General features: G+C 47.2%; 17 protein-coding genes. 13 read left to right on the forward strand and 4 right to left on the reverse strand.

What is annotated here, in order from left to right; translation table 11 throughout:
* Positions 1 to 663: transposase (locus BLR88_RS06100; RefSeq protein ID WP_139184924.1), on the forward strand; the 663-nt coding region annotated here is incomplete at its 5' end.
* Positions 664 to 880: 217 nt separating this feature from the next.
* Here the strand turns inward: BLR88_RS06100 and BLR88_RS06110 are convergent.
* Entirely contained in the window at positions 881 to 1,303 is a 423-nt protein-coding gene (locus BLR88_RS06110) for a MarR family winged helix-turn-helix transcriptional regulator (RefSeq protein WP_057898926.1), read from the reverse strand.
* A gap of 285 nt (positions 1,304 to 1,588) precedes the next feature.
* Here BLR88_RS06110 and BLR88_RS19425 point away from each other — a divergent pair, with 285 nt between their 5' ends.
* Complete coding sequence (locus tag BLR88_RS19425; RefSeq protein WP_156424046.1) at positions 1,589 to 1,744, forward strand: hypothetical protein; 156 nt, start codon at positions 1,589 to 1,591, stop codon at positions 1,742 to 1,744.
* A gap of 109 nt (positions 1,745 to 1,853) precedes the next feature.
* Here BLR88_RS19425 and BLR88_RS06115 read toward each other — a convergent pair whose 3' ends face one another.
* Positions 1,854 to 2,060 (reverse strand): YrzA family protein, encoded by a 207-nt coding sequence (locus tag BLR88_RS06115; protein ID WP_057898925.1) that lies wholly within the window; start codon positions 2,058 to 2,060, stop codon positions 1,854 to 1,856.
* Positions 2,061 to 2,291: 231 nt separating this feature from the next.
* On the opposite strand from BLR88_RS06115, the gene BLR88_RS06120 reads away from it, so the two are divergent.
* From BLR88_RS06120 to BLR88_RS06135, 4 genes are read left to right on the forward strand one after another with little or no spacing between them, the layout of a single operon-like run.
* Positions 2,292 to 3,458, forward strand: coding sequence for an exonuclease SbcCD subunit D (locus tag BLR88_RS06120; RefSeq protein ID WP_091260189.1), 1,167 nt, complete (start codon positions 2,292 to 2,294; stop codon positions 3,456 to 3,458).
* The gene (locus tag BLR88_RS06125; RefSeq protein WP_091260190.1) at positions 3,455 to 6,550 is read left to right on the forward strand and encodes an AAA family ATPase; all 3,096 of its coding nucleotides are present in this window, start codon (positions 3,455 to 3,457) and stop codon (positions 6,548 to 6,550) included. The genes BLR88_RS06120 and BLR88_RS06125 overlap by 4 nt, the downstream gene beginning before the upstream one ends.
* A gap of 12 nt (positions 6,551 to 6,562) precedes the next feature.
* Complete coding sequence (locus BLR88_RS06130) at positions 6,563 to 8,518, forward strand: McrB family protein (RefSeq protein ID WP_091260191.1); 1,956 nt, start codon at positions 6,563 to 6,565, stop codon at positions 8,516 to 8,518.
* On the forward strand, positions 8,505 to 9,737 hold the full coding sequence (locus tag BLR88_RS06135; protein ID WP_091260193.1) for an McrC family protein: 1,233 nt from the start codon (positions 8,505 to 8,507) through the stop codon (positions 9,735 to 9,737). Before BLR88_RS06130 ends, BLR88_RS06135 begins: the two co-directional genes overlap by 14 nt.
* Positions 9,738 to 10,066: 329 nt before the next feature.
* On the opposite strand, the gene BLR88_RS06140 is transcribed toward BLR88_RS06135, so the two are convergent.
* Complete coding sequence (locus tag BLR88_RS06140; RefSeq protein ID WP_057898920.1) at positions 10,067 to 11,239, reverse strand: MFS transporter; 1,173 nt, start codon at positions 11,237 to 11,239, stop codon at positions 10,067 to 10,069.
* Positions 11,240 to 11,599: 360 nt separating this feature from the next.
* On the opposite strand from BLR88_RS06140, the gene BLR88_RS06145 reads away from it, so the two are divergent.
* The 4 genes from BLR88_RS06145 to copZ all read left to right on the forward strand — a co-directional run bounded on the left by BLR88_RS06145 (position 11,600) and on the right by copZ (position 15,941).
* Entirely contained in the window at positions 11,600 to 12,724 is a 1,125-nt protein-coding gene (locus BLR88_RS06145) for a CapA family protein (protein WP_246615698.1), read from the forward strand.
* Between the two features lie 226 nt (positions 12,725 to 12,950).
* On the forward strand, positions 12,951 to 15,362 hold the full coding sequence (locus tag BLR88_RS06150) for a heavy metal translocating P-type ATPase (protein ID WP_091260196.1): 2,412 nt from the start codon (positions 12,951 to 12,953) through the stop codon (positions 15,360 to 15,362).
* Positions 15,363 to 15,387: 25 nt separating this feature from the next.
* On the forward strand, positions 15,388 to 15,708 hold the full coding sequence (locus BLR88_RS06155; RefSeq protein ID WP_091260247.1) for a metal-sensitive transcriptional regulator: 321 nt from the start codon (positions 15,388 to 15,390) through the stop codon (positions 15,706 to 15,708).
* A gap of 32 nt (positions 15,709 to 15,740) precedes the next feature.
* A complete protein-coding gene (gene copZ, locus BLR88_RS06160; protein ID WP_057898916.1) occupies positions 15,741 to 15,941 on the forward strand; it encodes a copper chaperone CopZ in 201 nt (66 codons plus the stop codon).
* 138 nt (positions 15,942 to 16,079) lie between these two features.
* Here copZ and BLR88_RS06165 read toward each other — a convergent pair whose 3' ends face one another.
* Entirely contained in the window at positions 16,080 to 16,859 is a 780-nt protein-coding gene (locus BLR88_RS06165) for an arginase family protein (protein WP_091260198.1), read from the reverse strand.
* Between the two features lie 323 nt (positions 16,860 to 17,182).
* Between BLR88_RS06165 and BLR88_RS06170 the strand changes: the two genes are divergently transcribed.
* From BLR88_RS06170 to BLR88_RS06180, 3 genes are all read left to right on the forward strand, one after another.
* Positions 17,183 to 19,234 carry a hydantoinase/oxoprolinase family protein gene (locus BLR88_RS06170; RefSeq protein WP_246615699.1) on the forward strand — a complete coding sequence of 684 codons (2,052 nt, stop codon included), beginning with the start codon at positions 17,183 to 17,185 and terminating at the stop codon, positions 19,232 to 19,234.
* Positions 19,234 to 21,201: a hydantoinase B/oxoprolinase family protein gene (locus tag BLR88_RS06175; protein ID WP_057898914.1), complete on the forward strand. Its 1,968-nt coding sequence runs from the start codon at positions 19,234 to 19,236 to the stop codon at positions 21,199 to 21,201. Before BLR88_RS06170 ends, BLR88_RS06175 begins: the two co-directional genes overlap by 1 nt.
* 268 nt (positions 21,202 to 21,469) lie before the next feature.
* A complete protein-coding gene (locus BLR88_RS06180) occupies positions 21,470 to 21,850 on the forward strand; it encodes a hypothetical protein (RefSeq protein ID WP_057898913.1) in 381 nt (126 codons plus the stop codon).
* Positions 21,851 to 21,857: the final 7 nt, after the last annotated feature.

Raw genomic sequence — 21,857 nt, forward strand, 5'->3', positions numbered from 1 at the left:
GATTGCGTGATTCCCTATGATTTCAAACGATATGAATCCGAGAAGCAAAGTAAAATTCAACTGGCCTGTGAGCTTGTAGCGAATTTACCACGTTGTTCACAAAAGAAATATCTTCTTATTGATACATGGTATCCTGCCAAAAGTGTACTTGAAACAGCCGCACAATCTGGATGTCATGTAATCAGCGGCTTAAAAACCAATCGCATTTTTTATCCGCAAGGGATTCGTCAATCATTGAAAGAATTTGCGAACCATATTAGAAAAAGTGATACCGACCTTGTGACCGTCGGTCACACTTCCTATCGTGTTTATCGTTATGAAGGAAAACTAAACATGGTTGAAAATGCTGTAGTGTTTTTATGTTGGGATGCCGCTGAGTCGCTCACCTTGAAAAACATGCGAGCTTTTCTAAGTACAGATATTTCGTTATCTAGTGAACAAATTCTATCCTACTATAGCAAGCGATGGGTAATTGAAACATACTTTCGAACGATAAAGGGTAATTTTTCGTTTGACTGTTATCAAGTACGAAGTACAAAAGCAATTCATCGTTTCTGGACACTGCTATCTTTGTACCGCTGCTTTTTGCATCCTTACAGGACACGCTACACTTCTAGATGGATTACAGCGATGGCGGGTAAAAAAAAGCCAAAGCTGGATTGAATTTGTCTATCAAGCAGCAAGAGCAGGAGAGTCGCTGGATTTTATTCCAAAACAGCTGCAAGCTGCATAGGGAATTCTTCGTTTCTTTGTAGATGGTAAATTTTGTTTCTAATTTTTATAAAACTATACAAATCATCTACCATAGTATACCCAACAATTGCTTTACTCCTTTTCCTTTTTAGCTCTTTTATTTTTTCAAACTTTCTCCTCATACGCCTCATCTGATGTTAGCCAGCATTTTGCTATAGATGCGGATTAAGTCCTCGATATCTTGGGCAGATAAGCACTCATAAAACTTCTTCATCAATTCTTTGCGTATTAATTGAGCTTTTTGTAGTGTTTCCCTTCCTTTCTCCGTAATTTCAAGCAGGACAATTCTTCGATCTTTTTCCGACCGTTTACGTTCCACATATCCTCCGGCAATCAAACGATCGGACAGCCCGGTAACGGAAGGAAGCGTAATATTTAATTCGTTAGCCAAATCCGAGACCCGTTTAGGTCCCTGCGTTTCCAGGATTTCCAGCAGTAACGCCTGGGAACCTGTGAGACCGGATTCTGTGTTTTTGTGCAAATTGCTGTTGATTTTCCGGGATAGCACGCGGAAAATTTCTTCTAATTCCTCCAACAAGCGAGTATGCATATTGGTTTCTTCCTGCATCGTTTTTCAGCCCTTTTCCTCGGTTAATTAATGAGCTTTCGAATTATTAGTATAACTAACAATTCGATATTATATTGATTTTTTATTTATTCGTCAACCGGTTGGGATATATTCTGACTTTTTTGAGATGGCTGATTTTATGTGGATTTGACACATAATGTTCATTGAATATTTAACGAAATGTTAAGAAATTAAAACATCACATTAAGAACTTCGTATTACAATGAAACTTGAAGAAGAAAGTACCTTGTGAGGAGGATATAAATTATGAAAGATTGCGTAATCTGCGGCAAAGAAACGGAAGACATATGCATTTGCCAAGTTTGCATGGACGTTCAAGAGTTCGGTTATCCGTCGTTCCCGGCGTACGCGTTGGTTGAAAAAGAGGAAACAGAAGAAAAGGTATTGGAATTGGTCGGCTAATATACATTGTTGATGTTTTATTATTTGCTATTTTTACACACAATAAATCAGGATGTCTCTTTTTTATGAATGGAAAAACGGAGTGCCTTGTGTTGCACTCCGTTTGCGCTTATTTCGCTTTGAAATGAACGACAGCGCTGTAAAGCGGACGCCCGGTTTCCGGATGGAAGGCGACGTGGTGGGTAACCGAATGTACTTCCAGCAGCAGCGCCTTGTTGTTTTCGATTTGCTCGTCGATTTTTCTCTCCAATGTCTTAAGGTCGTTTGCCTCGAAGAATTCGATCTTGTCATGAATGCGTTCCAATTTGAATTCCATTGCGTTTATCTCCTTATCTTTAGTTTTTCCTTTACTCTATCATTCTTATTATAGAAGGAAGGGAAGCGACCGGAAAGTGGGGGGGATTGTGTGGAAGATATGCCTGTCTTGCTGCGGAAAATTTTGATAGAATGGAAAAAAGAAGGCGAAAAACAGTGGAGAAAGACAGGCGTGTAGCCTGCCTTTTGCTTTTATTTTTATAATTGGGAGAGAAAAGGACGGGAAGATAGCATGAAGTTTTTTCATACGGCCGACTGGCACTTGGGGAAAATTATCCAGTCAGTACATATGACAGAAGATCAAGAATACATTTTACGTCAATTTGTGGCAGCGGCATGCGAAGAAAAACCGGATGCTATTATTATTGCCGGCGATGTATACGATCGGGCGGTGCCGCCTACTGAAGCGGTTGATTTGTTGAACAGCGTATTCAACGAACTTGTCATAGAGTTAAACATCCCGGTACTGGCGATCGCAGGGAATCACGACAGTCCGGACAGGCTGGAATTCGGCAGTCGGATTATGAAAGACAACGGCCTCTATATCGCCGGGCGGTTTCGCGCTGTGTTCGAGCCGGTCGTGCTTTGCGATGAATATGGGCCGGTGCATTTTTACCTTGTGCCATATGCCGAGCCGGGACGGGTTCGCCATGCGCTCGGGGATGAAACGATTCGTACCCATGATGATGCGATGCGAGCGGTTACGGCGCGAATTGTCGAAAATATGGATTCAAAAGCGCGGCATGTATTCGTCGGTCACGCGTTTGTCACCCCTACAGGTGAAAAAGAAGAAGGTGTAGAAAACGCGAGCGACGCGGAACGTCCGCTTTCCATCGGCGGAGCTGAGTATGTTCACGCCCGTCATTTTGCGCCGTTCCATTATACTGCGCTCGGCCATCTGCATCAGGCGCACCACGTCGGAAGCGAGGTCATCCGCTATGCCGGCTCGCCGCTGAAGTATTCTATTTCCGAAGAGCACCACAGGAAAGGGTTCTATATTGTTGAATTGGACGGGCAGGGGAAGGTACGTGTCGAAAAGCGCCCGCTTGTGCCCCGGCGTGATATGCGCACGGTTAGCACAACCATTGAGGAACTGGAAACACACGAACGAAGCGACGATTATGTGTTCGTAAAGCTGTTGGATGAAAATCCGGTGCTTTCCGCCATGGAACGTGTGCGCACCGTATATCCAAATGCAATGCATGTATCGCAAAATTTGATGGCGCGGCAGGCGACCGAGCTTGTCGCTGAGCGGATCGAGCAGCCGGAAAAAGATGATATTGCCTTATTCCGCGCGTTTTATAAAGAAATTCGCGGTATGGAACTAACGGAAGAGAAAGAGCGTATTTTCCGCGAAGTGCTTGAAGAAGTGTTCGCGAAAGAAGGGGAGAAAGTATGAGGCCGATTAAAGTGACGATGACAGCGTTCGGACCGTATAAACACAAAGAGACAATTGATTTTACGGAATTGGGCGAACATCGTCTGTTTGTCATTTCAGGAAACACCGGCGCAGGCAAAACAACCATTTTTGATGCCATCTGTTTCGCGCTGTACGGCGAAGCGAGCGGTGAAGAGCGCAATGATGCCAAGTTTTTGCGCAGCCATTTTGCCGCTGATGACGTACATACGTCGGTGGAACTAATTTTTGAGTTGCGCGGACGGACGTACCGCGTGTTCCGCCAGCTTGGTCATGTAAAAGCTGGAAACAAAACAGCGACTGGAGCGCAGATTGAACTGTACGAGGTGACAGGCGATGGGGAAGTGCCGTGTGTGGATCGGTTTACCGTGAACGACGTAAACCAAAAAATTGAGAGTTTGCTTGGTTTGACCAAGCATCAGTTCAGCCAGATCGTAATGCTTCCACAGGGCGAGTTCCGCAAGTTGCTTACATCCGAAACGGAGAACAAGGAAGAAATTTTGCGCCGGATTTTTAAAACCGAGCCGTACCAAGCGGTAGAAGACGCGTTGAACCGCCGGCGGAAAGAAGCGGATCGGCGCGTGGTGGAAGCGTGGAAAGAGCAGGAGAAATTCATTAGCCAGATTTCGGCTTTTTTGCCGGAGCGCGAGGGTGCGTTGTTATTTGTGGCGCTTGAACAGGAGACGCGCAACATCCACCAGATTATGACGGGACTTGCCGAAGAGTATGCGTACCATGATACGCAGGCAATGATACATAAAGCAAGGCTGGCGCAGGTGGAGGAAGCTTACAGGACAAAAAATGAAACCTATCACCGGGCGCGGAACATAAACGAGAGGTTCGCTGAACTAGACAGGAAGCGTGCGGCCGCGGAGGAGTTGGAGAATAAGACGGAAGTGATGGAGCGCATGGAAGCACGGCTCCTTTGCGCCGAGCGGGCAGGCAGAATTGAAGCGCATGAAGAGCACTGGATGTCGGCACAGCGGGAAGAAGCGGAGAAGGAGCGGGAATTGGCGCGAGCGCGAGAAGCCGAAGCGTGGGCGAAAGAGCGCCTCGCGCAGGTAAAGCGGACGTATGAGCAGGAGGAAGCGCGTGAGCCGGAACGTCAGACCGTAGCGCGTGAAGTGGAGCGTATGCGGGAAATGCTGTCGGTGGTGGAAGCGCTCAGCCAAAAAGAGGGCAAGTTGCGGGAGCGAAAGCAAAAGCTTGTACAGCTTGAAGAATCGTTAGTAGAGGCCGTGCGTCGGCAGGAAGCTGCCAAGGAGCAAAAGGCTGCGCTTCTTGCGGAAATAAAGGAACTGGAAGGAAAAGTGGTAGCGCTCGCCCGGAAACGAGAGCGTCTAGCGGAGATGCGGTTACAGTTTCGCGCTGTGGATAAATACATGGAATGCGAACGTTCTTTGTCTGCGTTAAAACGGGAAGTAGAAGCGAAGCGGGCGGCGTGCACAGCGGCCGGACAGGAATACGAGGCGCTGGAGCGGCGCTGGATTGAAGGGCAGGCGAGCCTGCTTGCCCTGCACCTGCGCGACGGGGAGCCATGCCCGGTCTGTGGCAGCGCGGAACATCCGAAAAAAGCCGGAAGCTACGGTCACATTCCGACGAAAGAGCAACTACAGGAGGCCAAGAAAGCGCGTGATGAAACAGAGAAAGCACTTCGTGCGGCTGAGGCCAGGCTTAATGCTGGGCAAGAGTCATTGAAGGGATACGCGGAAGAGATGGCTTCCTATGGCTTTGATCCTTACGAGGTACGCGACGTGCATGCGGGCCTTGTTCGTGAAGGGCAGAAGCTGCGGGCAGAAGTAGAGACGTTGGAACGGGACGAAATGAAGCTGGCTGAACGGAGGCAAGAATACGAGCGGCTCGAAGCACAATGGGAGCGGCAGGCCGAACAGAATAGCAGGCTGGAGCGTGAGTTGCAGGAGATGCGAATCGCCTATGAAAGAGAGCGCGCCGCATATGAGACCCAGCTTGTATCGGTGCCGGAACCGCTTCGCTCGCTTGATATTTTGCGTAAGCACTATCAGGAAGCGGTACAGCGTAAGGAAGAAGCAGAGGTGAAATGGAAGCGTACGCAGGAGCAGTACCGCCATGCATCCGAACAGGCGCTTAAGGCAAGTAGCAACGTGCAGCACGCGCAAAAGTTGCTTGCGGAAGCGGCCGTGCGGAACACGCAGGCGGAACAGCGGTTTGCGGAAGCGCGCTTCGAAGCCGGGTTTATGACGGTCGAAGCGTATCGGGAAGCGAAGTTGCCCGCGCCGGAACGCGAGCGGATGAAGAAGGAGTTGGAACGCTTTGCCGCAGAGAAGACCGCGGTCATGGCGCAGCTTAAAGAGCTGGAGCGGGAGCTTGCCGGTAAAGAGCGGTTCGATACGCAGGCGCTTTTGCGCGAATTGGAATGCCTTAAAGCGGAATGCAACGAAGCGCGCGACGCGCACCGCGCCGCGTTAAACTGCCGCGATAAAGCGCATGAACTCGCCGAACATATCGCTAAAGCGAATGAACGGGTAAAGGCAGTGGAAGAAGAGCGAGCGTGCATCGCTGATCTGTATGATGTGGTGCGCGGAGAGAATCGGTACAAAATTTCATTTGAGCGGTATTTGCAGATTGAGTTTTTGGAAAAAATTATTCAGATGGCGAACGAGCGGCTGTATAATCTTTCGAACGGGCAGTTCCAGTTGCGGCGCAGCGATCGGCTTGAAAAACGGGGACGCCAGAGCGGGCTCGGACTGGATGTATACGACGGATATACCGGGTATACGCGCGATGTCAAGACATTGTCCGGCGGCGAAAAATTTAACGCTTCCCTTTGCCTTGCGCTTGGGATGGCCGACGTTATTCAGGCGTACCAGGGAGGGATTTCGATTGAAACGATGTTCATTGACGAAGGATTTGGCTCACTTGACGATGAATCCCTGCATAAAGCGATTGATACGCTAATTGAATTGCAGAGTTCCGGCCGTATGATCGGGGTCATTTCGCATGTGCAGGAACTGAAAAGCGCGATACCGGCCACGCTTGAGGTGCAGAAGACGAAAGAAGGGTACAGCCGGACAAAATTCGTGCTAAGAGAATAGGAGGAAGCAGCAATGCCTCATCGACTGGCGGAATGGATACAGGCGTACCTGGCGGATACGGAAAGCAGGAAGCAGGCGGATGAAATGGAAGAAAAACGTGCGGCGTTCCGCGCTCATTTCACGGAGCTTGAGCGGCTGCGCCAAGGTGAGATCACGCTGGAACAGTTTAAAAAAACGCTGGACCATAAAACGAAGATCAAGCACGTTATCGGCGGAAAAAAAGTGAATATCTGGGGATTCAGTGGTTTTTCCGGGCAAATGTTTTTCAACCAACTGTACAATCAAGCCGTGTCCGCTGGTATGGTGGACGAGCTCACCGCTGCTTTTCTTGCTGCAACGGAAATTCCCGCGTTAGGGACGGGTGGATATAGGTGGACCACAGAAAAGCTGGAGGCATTCGCAGACGCGGTGTTTCGGACGCAAAAGGCGGCGACGGAAAAAGGATATCCGTCCCAAAAATGTGCGTCCGTCAAGTTTTCCACGTTTTTTCTGAGTTTTTTTTGGAATTTGCAGGACCCGGGAAGATACCCTATCTATTACCGCGCGGACCGCGACGCGCTGGCATATTTCGCTTATGATACGGATGGACAGGAGCGCCCGTTTGACAGTGGAAGTTACATGCGGTTTGTCCGGATTTTGTTTGAACTGCGTGAAGAAATCGGGCGAATAAGCGGCGAGACATGGAGTTTGCCCGAGTTGCAACACTTTTTGTTTTATGTTGCGCGGCACGCGGGTGAGATAGAGAGCTCGCCGCCCGGAAAAGGAAGCTTGCAGGCGGATCGGTTTGCCCAGCGGCTTACGCGCTTGCTCAGGGAGTATGGTTTTCTTGTTTCAAATGCGGAAGAGGTTGAGGCTGTGCAATTGGAACTTGGCGAAGAGTACCGGGACAAAGTAATCTGGCGGTTTGCGGGCAGCGAAGGGAATGCAACGTTCGCTTATGTTTTTGTATGGGATGTGCCCGGAGAGTACATTTGCGCGATTCATGAAGAAAACGAAGAAGGCTTTTTGCGGAAGAGGTATACGATTGAAACGGAAGATGAAAACACGTTTTTAAAAGAATTTGAGACATACCTTGCCCGCAAAGGAGACGAGACACGATTCTATACGCTGGACGACATGGCGGAAGATACGTATCTTCCGCGCGCGACGCTGGAAGAATGGCTTAGTTTGCTGCACGAGAAGAAACAACTGATTTTGTACGGTCCGCCCGGCACGGGCAAAACATACGCCGCCCAGCGTCTGGCAAAAGTAATCGCTCAGAACGAACGCCGGGTTTGTCTTATCCAATTTCACCCTTCCTACACGTACGAAGAGTTTATCGAAGGATTGCGGCCGGAAGTGGTCGAAGGGGAAAACGGGGTTACGCACATGAATGTTGTAGTCAGGCCCGGCGTATTTCTTGAGCTGTGCAATGAAGCGCTAAAGCAAGAGAATAGAGAATGCGCGTATGTTATGATTATTGACGAGATTAACCGGGCCAACACGGCCAAGGTGTTCGGGGAATTGCTGTACGCGCTTGAGTATCGAAACTTTCCGGTGCCTTTGCCGTATTCCAAAAGCAAAATGGTGGTACCGGATAATGTGTATATCATCGGTACGATGAATACGGCCGATCGCTCGCTATCGCAGCTTGATTTTGCCCTTCGGCGCCGCTTCCCGTTCGCGCGCTTTTCCCCATATGAAACAGAGCAGGCGCTAGAGCGTTATCTGAAGCGACATTATCCGGATTTAGCGTGGCTTGCAGAAGCGGTGCACGAAGCGAACCGGCGAATCGGGAATTTTGATTTTTGGCTTGGTCATGGCTATTTTATGAACCGCGGTTTGTCCGCGGAAAAAATACGGCGCATTTGGAAGTATGAAATTATTCCGTATCTGGAAGAATATTTCATCTGCGAGCCGGAGCGGGTGCATGAATTTGAGCTAGAAGCGCTGCTTGCTGAGAGGAAGGAACGATATGAGGGAATATAAACGGCAATATATTTTGCGTGAACACGAAACGTTGGAGGGCGTGGAGCTGGCCTCGGCAAGCGCTGAAATGTTGCGGCGAGAATTTTCGTACGCGCTGACGCTTCGTCCGTCCGTGCGAGGGGGGTGGGAGCTCAAGGCTGGCTCTCATATCGGGCGCATTGAACTTAAGGATGCCTCCATACGTATTCAGCCTAAGCTGCCAGCGGATATCGTATGGGAATGGCTGGCCCGGGCGTACGACATTCGTTCGCTTCGCTTTTATCAAGATAGGAGCGGATTTACGGAAAAGCCAGGCGACTTGGAGTGGCTTGTGAAGTTGTTTATTGCTGAATGCAGGGATATCGTCCGACGCGGCCTGTGCAGAGGATATGTGTCGCGGACGGAGAAATTGGGGGGTGTCCGCGGTCAGCTCGCTGTACCGGAGACGTTGCGCTTGTGGAGTAAGCAGGAGTATCGGTTCGGTTGTACGTATGACGAACATACGGAACGAGTGCCCGAGAATGGCGCGATTTACGCCGCGCTGTACGATATGGAAAGAAGGAGCTACCATGATGCGAGCATCAGGCGGGAGATTAAGGAACTTATGCGCTTGTTCGTTGCGGGACGGGAATCAGAAGAGCAAAGGGGACGTCCGCGGTCAGCGCGGGAGCGGCTCGTCGAAGTGGAACGCATTCCGATAACACGGCTTAACCGGCATTACGCGGATGCGCTGAGCCTATTGCGCCTGTACTGGCGGGCGGCGGGGCTCTCGATGCATGCAGGGCATGTGTATTGCGAAAGTTTCGTGCTAGATATGAACGAATTATTTGAACGCTATATCGCTCGGCTGTTATCCGAGGAGTTGCGGCCGCACGGGATTAAGGTGCGCATACAGACACGGCACTGGCTGGGGGAAGGCGGGCGCCTTGTGGTGATTCCTGACATTCTTTTGCAAGACACGATCGGACGGGAAATTGTGCTTGATACGAAATATACAGAGCGTGCTAGGGGATATGCGGAGCATCCGCATGTGTACCAAATGCTAGCATATATGACGGCACGCAGGGCCGATACCGGAATTTTGCTGTATGCTTCGGGACCGGAGTGCGTTGATCGTATTCGGAATACGGGACAGACGATTTATCGCTGGAGTCTGGGTCTTGATGTTCCTCTTGCGGTGAGCGAACATGAACAGCATACAAAACGAATCATCGCACGAATCCTCCGCCTGTTTTACTAGAAACTTTTGAAGTTTACCCCTATACACCTCTATATAAACCGTTCTACATCCAGCGGATGCGAACGGGACAGTGGTCGCGTACCGGAATTCTTTTCGTCAAGGGTTGCCGATACGTCTCGCTCGCTCCGCTTTCTCATGATTTCTCTCGGACGTTTGGCGGGACGAAAGGCACGGGCAACGAACCCCGCGATTCTGGCGTCGCAAGCCTTAATGTATACACCGAATTTCTGCGCTTATATAAAATAGTACAAAAATACTGCGTACTAAATAATTTAAAAAAAATCCCTCTTCCACAAAAGCAAAGAAGGATTTTGTATGACATATACACATTAGATAGTTACTGTACTTTTTTGTTCCCTTTTTATATAAATCCAATACAAAATAAATGCGACAGCTGATATGAGCATTCCTGAGATGTATGGAAGTCCCATTTGTGTGGAATAAAGCGCACCTCCGATCGGTGGGCCGGCGATGCGACCGAGTGAATCGAACGAAGATAATAGTCCGGTAGCGCTGCCTTGGCCACCTTTTGCTTTTTTGGTTACAAGCGCTGAAACGCTCGGACGGATGACACCATTTCCGATGCCGAAAATCGTCACGAAAATAGCGGCGGTAACAAAGCTGTTCGTAAGCAAGATGAGACCAAATCCGATAATGGAAATAACAAGACCTGCCTGGATAACAGCACCTTCCCCGAATTTTTTTGTCAATCGGCCGACGAGACCGCCCTGTACGATGGCTCCGGCCACCCCCATAATCATAAAAATATAGCCCAGTTGCGTCGTATCAACACCAGCACGCGCCGCTGCAAAATAGGCGAATGTCGCCTCCAGACCTGCGAGCGAGAAAGAAACGAACAGTTGCAACACGTACAAAACGGCAACTGGCCCGTTAAACGCTTTCCAGCGGGATTCTTTTGTGTCTGTATTTTGCATCGTTCGTTTTTCAGCCGGTAGTGACTCGCTTAGGAAGAACAAGACGAAGAAGAATGTAATTGCTGAGACCATCCCCGCGATAAAGAATGGCATGTTTAAGCTGGTTTTTGAGAAAACCCCGCCGATAGCCGGGCCGAAGATAAAGCCGAGGCCAACCGCTGCGCCGATAATTCCCATGCCTTTCCCGCGGTTTTCTGGCGTGGTAATGTCGGCGACATAGGCCATCGTTGTTGGCATGTTGGCGGACGATAGGAGTCCCCCGAGAATCCGGGCCGCGAATAACATCCATAGCTTGGTGGAGATAGCAAACAAAAAGAAGGAAATAGACAAGCCGGCGATGCCAATAAGCATTACTGGTTTGCGCCCGATTTTGTCGGAAATTCGTCCCCATATCGGCGCGAACAGAAATTGCATCAAGGAGTACACAGCCATCAGCCAACCGAGCTGTTCCGGCGTTGCGCCTACCCGCTCGGCGAAAAATGGCAGCACAGGAATAATAATGCCGAACCCTACCATAACAAGAAACATTACGACGAACAAAAGCGGCAACGCTTTTTTATTTTCCATATTTCACACCCCATCAGAAGCCCATTGCCCTATTATAAAGCGCTGGTTGGTTATCTATATTGTTTACCAGAAAGCAAAAGTGATTCGATGAATGTAAAAAGGTCATTTATTTTTGACTAATCTGACTGTGATTATACGACTTTGAAGAGGATATAGTCAAGTGTGACTATACCGCTTAAAACAATCAACTCATACGGAAAGCCTGTTTATTTTGTCGAAAAATCACGAAAAGAAATGGTTGTACTGGTGTCCGAACTCCCATACTCTTGTATAAAGCATGAAGGTATAAAAATGAGGTTCTATATGTGAATATAAAATAAATAAGAACAGATGGGATGACTATGCAAGTGGGGGAGACGAGTGAAGAAGCTGCAACGAACGTCGCTATTCATCATATTATCGATTACGTTTTTTACGACTTTGCTGTACGCTGTGTCCGCTATCGTAATGAAGATTAGCAAGGTAAAAGAAACGACCAAAATAGCAATAAAACCAGCTGATTTGCGCAAGCCGGAAGAGAGAAGGGAATCTGGAGCGGAACGTTGGACACCAACTGAAATAATTACGGTAAGCGCCGCCGGTGATGTCACAATTGGACGTGACGAAGCCTACCCGTATCCGTTTAGCTTCGAGCATGAAGTGATGAAGAATGGCAAGGCTTTTTTTGGAAAGCACATTCGGGCTATTTTTAATAGAGACGATTTGACGATTGTCAACCTAGAGACGACGCTGACGACAGCGACCGCCAAAGCGACGAAGACATTTCGTTTTAGGGGAAAACCGGAATATGTGCAAATTTTGACGCTGTCAGGCATTGATGCCGTAAATCTTGCAAATAATCATACGCATGATTATTTGCGGGAGGGATATGAGGATACGATAAAGAATCTGCAAAAATATCATATTGGCTATTTTGGCTATGACAACAAATATATGAAGACGATAAAAGGAATCAAAATTGGACTGCTCGGGTATGAAGGATGGGAGAACAGCGAAAAATTACAGCGGACGATTGCCCGTGATATTGCCGAGCTACGTGGTCGCGGCACACAAATTGTGATCGTAAGCTTTCACTGGGGGGTGGAGCGCAGTTATTATCCGAATCGGACACAAAAAGCGCTCGGCAGATACGCTGTGGAGCGGGGCGCTGATCTTGTCCTTGGCCATCACCCGCACGTAATGCAAGGAATTGAGGAATACAAAGGAAAGTTTATCGTTTACAGCCTTGGCAATTTTATGTTTGGGGGCAATAAAAATCCTAAAGATAAAGATACGTTTATTTTTCAGCAGACGTTTTATGTTAAAAACGGCTCGTTGACAGGAGAACAGGAGATCAGGATCATTCCTTGTTCCATTTCTTCGGTAAAGGAAAGAAATAACTATCAGCCTCTGCCGTTAAAAGGAGTAGAAGCGGAGCGCGTACGGGCAAGGCTAAAAGCGTACAGCCGCAACCTCGGTGAACTGGACTGGAGCACGATTAAATAGCCAAAAATAAGCGATGCGAAAGCGTCAAGGGCCTGTCCTTGGCGCTTTTCGTCTTTACACATAAGCAGTGAAATGCCCGTGAGTTTTTCTTATCATGATAAACAAACAGAAAAATGTTGTATACAGTACCGGGGTATGATATATTGAAAAGTGAAGGAAATAGATACATTAAATTAGAGTTTTTTTATTATACTATACATAGGTATAGTGTAAGGAGGGGCGCTAAATGTCGGCGAGCAAACAGACAGCGATTCAAATAAAAGGCATGACGTGTGCGGCTTGTGCCAACCGCATTGAAAAAGGGCTTAAGCGAATGGAAGGAGTGGAGGAAGCGAATGTTAACTTTGCGGTGGAGAAGGCCGTGGTTACGTACGACCCGGAAAAAGTGACGCTCTCCCAGCTGGAAGAAAGGATTGAAAAGTTAGGATACGCTACGGTAAAAGAGCAGATCGATTTCCAAATTGCAGGCATGACGTGCGCGGCCTGCGCGAATCGGATTGAGAAAGGGCTTAGCAAAATGCCTGGCGTAACGGAAGCGACCGTCAACTTTGCGCTGGAAACTGCCCACCTAGAGTATCTGCCTGCTGAGGTTTCTATTGAAGATATGGTGTGCAAGGTGGAGAAGCTCGGTTACAAAGCGGTGCCGAAACAAGAAGATGGGCAGGAAGAGAATCACCGCCGGCAGGAAATCAATCGGCAAAAGCGGAAGTTTATTATTTCAGCGATTTTATCTTTTCCTTTATTATGGTCGATGGCCGGACATTTTTCGTTTACTTCTTTTATCTGGATGCCGGAATGGTTGATGAATCCCTGGGTACAGTTCGCTTTAGCCACTCCGATCCAGTTTATTATCGGAGCCCAATTTTATATCGGCGCGTATAAAGCATTGCGCAATAAAAGTGCAAACATGGATGTGTTAGTCGCACTTGGCACGTCTGCTGCTTACTTTTACAGTTTATATTTAACGATTCTATCCATTGGTCAAGCGCATCATGCCCCAGAGATGTATTATGAGACCAGCGCGATACTGATTACATTAATTTTGCTTGGAAAACTATTTGAAGCTTTGGCAAAAGGGCGGACGTCCAAGGCCATTGAAACATTGATGGGCCTTAGGGCGAAGCAAGCGCTTGTCATTCGAAACGGACAGGAAATGCTCGTTCCGGTGGAAGAAGTGATTGTCGGTGATATGATTGTGATAAAACCCGGCGAAAAAATTCCTGTTGACGGCGAAATTATCGAGGGCCGTTCGTCTATTGATGAATCGATGCTGACGGGAGAAAGCGTGCCGGTAGAAAAACAGGTGGGCGCAAACGTATTTGGCGCGACGGTAAACAAAAATGGCGTGCTGAAAATAAGAGCCACTAAAGTCGGCAGAGAGACAGCGCTTGCGCAAATTATTAAAGTGGTGGAAGAAGCGCAGGGCTCGAAAGCACCGATTCAGCGCATTGCGGACCGTATCTCAGGAATTTTTGTCCCGATTGTCGTTGGCATCGCTGTGCTCGTTTTCCTTATCTGGTATTTCTGGCTTGTTCCTGGAGACTTTGCGAACGCGTTGGAAAAGCTGATTGCTGTGCTCGTAATCGCGTGCCCATGCGCCCTTGGCCTGGCTACCCCGACTTCGATTATGGCCGGTTCGGGAAGAGCGGCTGAGCTCGGCATTTTGTTTAAAGGGGGCGAATATCTGGAAATTGCGCACCGAGTAGACACCGTCGTGTTTGATAAAACGGGAACTGTAACAAAGGGCAAGCCGGAACTGACAGACGTGGTGGCGGAAAGTATAGAAGAAGCGGAGTTTCTGCGTCTTGTTGGTGGAACAGAGAAAAACTCGGAACACCCGCTCGCGGAAGCGATGGTCGTTGGTATAGAGGAAAAAGGAATCGCCCTGCCTTCAGCGGAGCAGTTCGAAGCTATCCCGGGCTATGGAGTGTGGGCTGTAGTGGAAGGCAAAGAGGTTCTCATTGGCACACGCAAGTTAATGGAAACATACGGAGTGGATGTAAAGCGGGTGTACGGGAGAATGGATGTCTTAGAAGATGAAGGAAAGACCGCCATGCTTGTCGCTGTCGACCGAAAATACGCAGGATTGGTAGCGGTCGCGGATACGGTGAAGGAAACGTCACGCGAAGCCGTGGCGCGACTTAAACGAATGAATATTGACGTTATGATGATAACGGGAGACAATGAACGAACAGCACAGGCGATCGCGCGGGAAGTAGGAATTAAACAGGTTCGCGCCGAAGTGTTGCCGGAAGATAAAGCAGAGGAAGTAAGGAATTTGCAGGCCCAAGGTAAAAAAGTCGCTATGGTAGGAGATGGGATTAACGATGCGCCTGCGCTGGCGGTAGCTGATGTCGGTATTGCCATGGGGACCGGAACGGACGTAGCGATGGAGGCCGGGGATATTACTTTGATGCGCGGCGATTTAAACAGTATTGCTGATGCGTTTGTGATGAGTCGGAAAACAATGACCAATATTAAACAAAACCTGTTTTGGGCGCTTGCTTACAATTCGCTCGGCATTCCGATCGCTGCCGCAGGATTTCTTGCGCCGTGGGTGGCTGGCGCTGCTATGGCCTTGAGTTCAGTATCGGTCGTTCTTAATGCTCTACGCCTGCAAAAGGCGAAAGTAGAATAAGGGGGTGACAAAGACGATGGAGCCGATGATCCACGAAAATGGACAGGAGGTGTGCAATCACGGGAGCGAACGCACGAGCCATCATTCAGAGAAGTTGAAAAATAATTTAATTACCCGGCTGAATCGGATTGAAGGACAAATCCGTGGAATTAAGGGAATGGTCGAAAAAGATGTGTACTGTGACGACATTCTGAATCAAATCGCTGCCGTTCAGTCTGCGCTAAACGCGGTTGGCCGCCTCCTTCTGGAAGGACATATGAGAAGCTGCGTGATCGAGCGAATCCAGGAAGGGGATCATGAAGTGATTGATGAATTGTTAAAGACAATGAACAAATTAATGAAATAATGCACTTTTACTGATATGGAGGGAATAACAAGATGCAAACTGTAACGATAAAAGTAGAAGGAATGTCTTGCGGGCATTGTGTAAAAGCAGTGGAAGGAGCGCTTGAAGAAATCGGTGCCAAAGGCAAAGTCAATCTGAATGAGAAGACAGTGCAGGTGGAATATGATGAACATAAATTGACATTAGAAGCTATTAAGGAAGCGATTGAAGACCAGGGTTACGATGTTTTATAAACGAAAAGATTGCTAATTGTAAATTAAGAAGAGAGGCTGTCTCAAAAGGTCGTTAAAAAACGTCATGAGGCAGCTTTTCTTTTTTATGCCAAAAAGTGGGGCCAAAAAGTAGCTTTTTGGCCCCCCTTTTCTTAAGTATTAACTATAAATTGTTTGCAGGATTTCCAGATTCACTTTCTCGTTTTTGCGAATGCTCATTTGTTTATCTTGATGAAATACGTCGAGAGGCGAGACAGGAAGCTCTCCGCAGATGTCTACCCCATAAATTTTGGCAGAACAATGGATAAGCGCTTTCACTATCGCTTGCAGTTGAGCAAGTGTCATAACGCCCTGATCCCAGTTTGTCTCGACTTCTTCAGGAGAAAGAACATCTTTATCAATGCTGATATAGACTGTATCCGTATGGATGCTTAAAAGAATGGAAGAAATAAACGTATTTATGTTTGTTTCACGGAGTTGTTGGCTCGTAAAAACTGTGATGTAAGAAGAGAAATGCGGATCGATTTGCGCCGCCAAATCGGATCGGGTGCCGATGAGTATAACGTGGCGCAATAGAGGTAAATGAAGCAAAGCATCGACAACCCAAGAACCGCATGAAAGAAAGTGCTGTGGCACATTTGTCATCATGTCCGTATGGTTGTCAAGAAGAATGAGGGTAAAAGGACGATCGACTTCCTGAAGAAGCGTGCGTGAGACATAATGGTAATTGCCGTTACCGACAAAAGTGATGCCACCTGGATGTCGTCTCTGATGCAGCCGTTCAGCAATCAAACGAAAGGAATCCTGCTCACAGTATCCGTTTGTATGTTCAATATCTTCACATTCGATCCACGTATGAGGCAGAGCAAGCAGGTTCGTTTGAGGAATGTAAACGTGATCGAAATTGCAGATGGTAAGGTCATCATATAGCAATCCCATCGCGATCTCTCCTCTGTTTTACAGCAGACGCGGAATCGAGCAAAGCAATACCGTGATGCTGCATTTTTTTCTATACTATTAATATAGTAGTAACGTCTATATAAAACAATATATATTCCAGTATATTGTGAACCTCTCCCACTTCCTGGCGTGTGAGACACCTTTCATAAGTGGAAATTCACTTTCATTTTTGAAAGAATCTTTTCTTGTATTTATTCTGTTTTTACTTATACGTCTATATTTTTTAATTTTTAAAATTGGCATAATAATTGCTAAATTTAAATGGGCGAAAGCAAGTGCATTTTAGCTAGAGGAGGAAACGTATGATGGGAAAATATCATGTAGCCGTCGATGTTGGTGGAACCTTTACTGACGTATTTGTTTTTGATGAGGAAAAGGGGGAAATTGCTGTTACGAAAGTATCTTCTACACCTGACAATCCAGCTCGAGGCATTTTAGAAGGGATTAAAAATTCAGCGGTTCCGATATCTGAAATTTCATTATTTTCTCACGGTACGACCGTTGGAACCAATGCCTTGATCACAAGACGCCTGCCAAAAACAGCTTTTATTGCAAGCAGAGGATTTCGTGATGTACCGGAAATTCGTCGTGGAACTAAGCTAGAATTATGGGACGCCTATGAAGATGTAGCACCTCCGTACATACGGCGTCGTGACCGGTTTGAGGTTACAGAGCGCACAGACTATAGCGGAAATATTATTACTCCGCTTGATGAACAGGAAGCGCGCGAACTGGCCCGTATCCTGAAAAGGCGCGGGGTAGAATCCATTGCGATTGGTTTCATGAATGCATATGTGAATGGAACAAATGAACAAAGAATGAAAGAAATCCTTCAGGAAGAAATGCCGGGAGTCTATATTTGTACATCGAGTGAAACGCTTCCGGAAATTTTCGAACATGAACGAATGAGCACCACAATTGTAAACGCTGTGCTGGGGCCGATTGTAAGTAATTATATTCAGGAACTGTCAGATTCTTTGCGTAAAGATGGATATAAAGGAGATGTACTTGTACTTCATTCCGGTGGTGGCGTGATGACGTCCGAAACGGTTCCGAGGTATGCCGCTCGTCTCGCCAGCTCAGGAATTGCGGCCGGTGCGATTGCAAGCGCTCACATCGCTAAATTATGCGGATTTCAAAACGCGATTGGATTGGACATGGGAGGGACAAGTACGGATATTTCTCTCATGTATAACGGTGAGTTACGCGTTACAAATGATTGGTATATCGAATATGGTTATCCGATCGGGTTCCCGAGCATTGAAATTCTCACCATTGGTGCCGGTGGTGGTAGCCTAGCCTGGATTGACGATGGGGGTTCACTTCGTAACGGTCCGCAGAGTGCAGGAGCGACACCCGGCCCAGCTTGCTATCAACGCGGGGGAACAGAACCAACGAACAGTGATGCCAATGTGCTATTAGGTCGCCTTGGAACGGAACTTCTGGATGGGAAGATGACGCTTGACAAAGAAAAAGCACGCGAAGCGATTCGAAAAATCGCTGAACCATTCGGCTATACGGAAGCAGAAGCAGCGAACGCCATCATCAAAGTAGCAAACGCTAACATGTGCGATGCGCTACGTCTCATTTCCGTTCGCCGTGGATATGATCCGCGTGATTTTGCGCTTGTTGTGTTTGGTGGTGCAGGTGCACTTCATGGCGCACATCTAGCGAAAGAATTAGAGATTCCAACCGTAATTGTACCACCGCATCCGGGAATTACGTCTGCTATGGGATGTTTGCTTGTTGATGTAAGACATGACATTTCCAAAACGTATTTAATGAACATACAGGATGTCTCATTGACTGAATTAGAACAAACATATGTAAATATGGAACAGGAAGCGGCTAAACTTCTGGAAGAAGAGGGGGTACCGCAAGAAAATACTCAACTTATTCGTTATATTGACATGCGGTATACCGGACAATGGCGTTCATTATCTATTCCAGTTTCCCGTCCGATTCACTCACTTAAGGAAGCATTGGAGCGGTTCCACAGGGAACATGAGCGTGAATTCGCATTCTCAAATCCGGAACAAGGGGTTGAAATTTACGGCCTACGCGTAGCGGCCACCGGAATTGTACCGAAGCCGGATTTACCAATGGAGCAGCCGAAAGGCAATATGAATGATGCGATTCGGGGCAAGCGAGATGTTTATTTTGAAGAAAGCGGGGGCTTTGTAGAAGCAACCATTTATAATCGTTCGCTGCTCCCTGTAGGTTCTACATTCCAAGGGCCAGCAATTGTCGAGCAGATGGATTCGACAGTTGTTATTCCGCCAGGATTTACGGCTGAAGTCGATCCGTATAAGAATTTACTGTTAACGTACAAAAAAGATATGGAGGCGAAATAATGAGTCAAACACAATCTGCCATCACACGTCTAGATCCGGTAACGTTTGAGGTGTTAAAAAATGCGTTTGTAAATTTGGTTGACCAGATGTCTGAGCAAATTCTGCGGACATGCTATTCTTTCGTGATTTATAGCCGTGATTTTAGTTCGGCTATTTGTGATGCTGAAGGGAACACCATTATGCAAGGAACGCAGGATATTTCCGTTCATGTAGGAACACTCCATTTAACAGCCAAAGCAGTACTTGAAGATTTCGGAGACGATATTCATCCTGGGGACGTATTTTTGATTAATGATCCGTATCGAGGTGGGACACATTTTTGTGATGTTCGCGTAGTTCGACCGGTATTCTATGATGGAAAACTTATTTCTTTTATGCAATCGAACGGGCACTGGGCTGATGTTGGTGGTAACGTTCCGGGCTCCTTCAATGTTCGTTCCAAAGATCATTATGGGGAAGGGATGCGAATTCCACCGGTACGGATTTGGAGCAAAGGTCAGTATTTGCAGGATGTGGCCAATCTTCTGGTGGCCAATATGCGTGTTCCGGAAGAGCGCCTTGGCGATTTGCGTGCGCAGGCGGAAGCAACCAAAGTCGGGGAGATGCAACTTGTTCGTTTAATCGAAAAGTATGGTCTTGATACGGTTCTCATTGCTTTTGAAGAAGTGCAAAACTATGTGGAACGTCTCGGACGAGCACGTATTTCCGAACTGCCGAACGGCACATGGGAAACAACAGACTATATTGACATGGATCCGGAAGTTGGTGATCAATTAATCCCAATTCATGTGCGTATGACGATTAAAGATGATGAAATTGATTATGATTTGACCGGTTCACATCCCTACATCAGCTGCTTTTTGAATGCTGGGTTCGGCGCTTCTTTTTCCGCGGTCATTTCCGGAACAAAAACATTTTTCCCGGATATTCCGCTTAATTCTGGTTTTTATCGCTTCATTCATGTGAATTTGCCCGAAGATTCTGTTGTAAATGCACCGTGGCCTGTAGCTGTAACCGGTTTTTGCTCCGGTGCATACGAAAAAATCATGAACGCTATTTTTGAATTGTGGTCTGGTATTATGCCGGAACGAGCGCTTGCCTGCTCGTTTAACCTGGAATATTTGTTAATCGGTGGTTGGGATCGACGCGCCGGATATGACAATTACTTTATGTGGTATGACTGGATGGCCGGTGGACACGGTGGTCGTTCATATAAAGATGGAGCGAATGCGATGTCTCCGGTATTTGGTGTCGGATTAAGCATTCAGCCATGCGAAGGACAGGAGAGGTTGTCCCCTGTTATTACAACGCATCATGAAATTGTAACAGACTCTGCTGGTCCGGGGAAATTTCGCGGTGGCTGTGGTGTGCGTAAAGGTGGAATATTGACATCATGTGAAAATACGGTTATGTCGTACTGCTGCGATCGTTCGCGCTCTGTTACATGGGGGATTCAAGGGGGACTTCCGTCCTTGCCGCATGGAGTAAGGTTAAATCCAGGTAGCGATAACGAACGTTTTTTGGGGACGGTATTTTCGAGTGTGGCGCTTAAACCGGGGGATTCATTCGATCGTCCTTCCGCAGGTGGTGGCGGATTGGGTGACCCGCTTGAACGTGATCCGAAGCTTGTATTGGAAGATGTGATCGATCAGTATGTATCCATAGAGCGTGCGCGTAAAGATTACGGAGTTATTATCAAAGAGATTGACCGCGAGATTGACCTGTTTGAAATTGATGAGGAGGCAACGAAAAACGAGCGTGCGTACATTCGAGCCAAACGCAGACAGTGGTTGCAGGAAGATATCGCTTCCGTAGAGGAAAAATTTAAAAGAGGAGAAATCGATGAACTGGATGTAATCCGTCGCTATGGTGTGATTATGGATTACACAACCGGGCATGTTCTGCCAAATTCGACAGCACAATATCGCGATATGTTATATAAACGCACGCTGGCCCATTGGGAGTAGCGGTAAGATTTTCGTTTGTTTTCACGACATTACAGCCGATGCACAAAAGCAGGTGTCTTTCATAGATGCCTGCTTACTTTATTAATAAGAGTTCATGAAAATGGGACTTTTTTCATGAGGGAAAGTTGTTCATTCTTTGATAAAGAAATTGTACAATAATATAATCAATTTCCTATATTACGTATTAAAGATATATTTAGGAATTTTTGTGGAAGTATAGCAGATTGGTCGTTTTGTGAATTGCAGAACGGGAAAGAGAGGATAAATTATGAAACAAGCGTTTTATAGGATTAGCCTGCTTCTTTTTCTCTTGATGGGGATGTTGTCGGCGGTGGTTCAAGCTGCACCCGCTCCTTCCATTCAGCTCTGGATGAATGGAGAAAGAATGAAGCCGAAGATTCCTCCACAAATTCAAGTGAATGGACAAGCTGTGACAGAGCTATTTGGACAAAACGGCAGTTGGGATAAAGGGAAAACAACATATTCCATAAGTTCTAAAGCAGTCAACGAAGTCGATGAAAAACCGAAAGTAGTTATTGAAAAAGTGAAAATTACAGGGCTTGTGCAAAAGGAAGAAATGATAGAGATAGAAGCGAATGGAGAGGTACAAGCCAAGCATTTCACGATGAACAATCCGTTCCGTATTTGATGTAGTA

This window comes from Aneurinibacillus thermoaerophilus, from assembly GCF_900099925.1.
GTDB lineage: Bacteria > Bacillota > Bacilli > Aneurinibacillales > Aneurinibacillaceae > Aneurinibacillus > Aneurinibacillus thermoaerophilus.

Excerpts from the sequence above, each read along its gene's own strand:
- BLR88_RS06110 (WP_057898926.1), bottom strand. The coding sequence starts at position 1,303 with ATGCATACTCGCTTGTTGGAGGAATTAGAAGAAATTTTCCGCGTGCTA.
- BLR88_RS19425 (WP_156424046.1), top strand. The coding sequence starts at position 1,589 with ATGAAAGATTGCGTAATCTGCGGCAAAGAAACGGAAGACATATGCATT.
- BLR88_RS06115 (WP_057898925.1), bottom strand. The coding sequence starts at position 2,060 with ATGGAATTCAAATTGGAACGCATTCATGACAAGATCGAATTCTTCGAG.
- BLR88_RS06120 (WP_091260189.1), top strand. The coding sequence starts at position 2,292 with ATGAAGTTTTTTCATACGGCCGACTGGCACTTGGGGAAAATTATCCAG.
- BLR88_RS06125 (WP_091260190.1), top strand. The coding sequence starts at position 3,455 with ATGAGGCCGATTAAAGTGACGATGACAGCGTTCGGACCGTATAAACAC.
- BLR88_RS06130 (WP_091260191.1), top strand. The coding sequence starts at position 6,563 with ATGCCTCATCGACTGGCGGAATGGATACAGGCGTACCTGGCGGATACG.
- BLR88_RS06135 (WP_091260193.1), top strand. The coding sequence starts at position 8,505 with ATGAGGGAATATAAACGGCAATATATTTTGCGTGAACACGAAACGTTG.
- BLR88_RS06140 (WP_057898920.1), bottom strand. The coding sequence starts at position 11,239 with ATGGAAAATAAAAAAGCGTTGCCGCTTTTGTTCGTCGTAATGTTTCTT.
- BLR88_RS06150 (WP_091260196.1), top strand. The coding sequence starts at position 12,951 with ATGTCGGCGAGCAAACAGACAGCGATTCAAATAAAAGGCATGACGTGT.
- BLR88_RS06155 (WP_091260247.1), top strand. The coding sequence starts at position 15,388 with ATGATCCACGAAAATGGACAGGAGGTGTGCAATCACGGGAGCGAACGC.
- copZ (WP_057898916.1), top strand. The coding sequence starts at position 15,741 with ATGCAAACTGTAACGATAAAAGTAGAAGGAATGTCTTGCGGGCATTGT.
- BLR88_RS06165 (WP_091260198.1), bottom strand. The coding sequence starts at position 16,859 with ATGGGATTGCTATATGATGACCTTACCATCTGCAATTTCGATCACGTT.
- BLR88_RS06170 (WP_246615699.1), top strand. The coding sequence starts at position 17,183 with ATGATGGGAAAATATCATGTAGCCGTCGATGTTGGTGGAACCTTTACT.
- BLR88_RS06175 (WP_057898914.1), top strand. The coding sequence starts at position 19,234 with ATGAGTCAAACACAATCTGCCATCACACGTCTAGATCCGGTAACGTTT.
- BLR88_RS06180 (WP_057898913.1), top strand. The coding sequence starts at position 21,470 with ATGAAACAAGCGTTTTATAGGATTAGCCTGCTTCTTTTTCTCTTGATG.